This window comes from Streptomyces sp. FH025 (assembly GCF_017427025.1).
In the GTDB taxonomy this organism is placed as follows: Bacteria; Actinomycetota; Actinomycetes; order Streptomycetales; family Streptomycetaceae; genus Kitasatospora.
On sequence record NZ_JAFLNG010001192.1, the window covers coordinates 1 to 1,186 of the forward strand.

Annotated in this window: 1 protein-coding gene; it reads right to left on the reverse strand. The window is 72.7% G+C overall.

All coding sequences use genetic code 11. The features are described from left to right. Positions 1-1,117, reverse strand: a 1,117-nt coding sequence (locus J0670_RS38355) for a peptidoglycan-binding protein (RefSeq protein ID WP_207817390.1), incomplete at its 3' end; no start/stop codon positions are given. Positions 1,118-1,186: the final 69 nt, after the last annotated feature.

A 1,186-nucleotide genomic window follows, 5' to 3' on the forward strand; every position in this document is an offset into this window, starting at 1 on the left:
GGCCGGGAATCCCGTCCGCCGCCTGCCCGGAGTAGCCGCACCGCCGCTGCCAGCCCGCGTACGCCGTGACGGTGAGGCTGCCGAACGAGCCGTCCACCCACCGCTGTTCGAGCAGCCCCTCGTCCGCCAGCGCCTGCTCGACGATCGCCACCTCCGCCCCGTAGGTCAGGTGCCCCTGCTCGGCCCCGGGATCGCTGCGCGCCGCCGCGACCACGTGGGCGAGCGAGACGGTGCGCGGACCGGGCAGGTAACCGAGGAGCCCGCGCAGCGAGGTCTCGCCCGGGACGCCGTCCGCCGCCGAGCCGGAGTAGCCCAGGCTCCGCTGGTAGTCCGCGTAGTTCTCGGTGTCCGCGTCCGTCCAGTCCGGCCCGGGCCCGGAGTGGTAGTGCGTGCCGAAGCCGCGCGCGACCAGCCCCCGCCCGACGGTGGTCACCTGGTAGCCGTGGGCGCCGTAGCCGTACGCCAGGCCGTTGATGGTGGCCTGGTACCGCGCCGGGGTGGAGCCGCCCGGCAGCGGGGAGCGCGAGCCGCCCGCGAAGTCGGGCCAGGACCCGGGGTCGGTGTGGTCGTTGTACGGCACGTGGGCGTGCGCGTACCAGCCGCCGCGGGTCTCCCACGCCTGCTCGTCGCGGTGGGAGGAGAAGTCCGTCGGCAGGCCCATCGGCCACACGTCGGGCACGCCCCAGGAGGAGACCCAGGCGTGGATCCGGTTCCAGCCGGTGCACGGGGTGTCGACCAGCCGGGGGAAGACCGTGCCCCCGTAGCGGCAGTACGGGAAGAACACCGCCTCGATCTGGATCACCACCCGCCCGGCCCGGTTGGTGCGGGTCGGGCTCTGGTCCGGGCTGAGCAGGCTCTTCGATCGGGAGTCGGCGGGGAACAGCTGGCAGATCCGGCCGATGAACGGGTCCCAGATCAGGTGTGGGGCGTCACCGGCCCCGCTGCCGGTGAAGTAGGTGACCAGGCTCTCGTACGACATCCAGTCCTGCGGATCGGCGGCGGTCGCGTTGCGGTCCCAGGTGATGTGGGCGATGGCTTTGGGCGGGTACTGCTGGTCGGTCGGCGCGTGATCGCCGAGGTCGTGGATCTCGGCGCCGGGCAGCCACAGCTCAGGCATGTGGTCTCCTTCGAACGGCGTAGGGACGTCCGAACGACGTACGAGGACGTCATTGCCGGTATCGGCAGG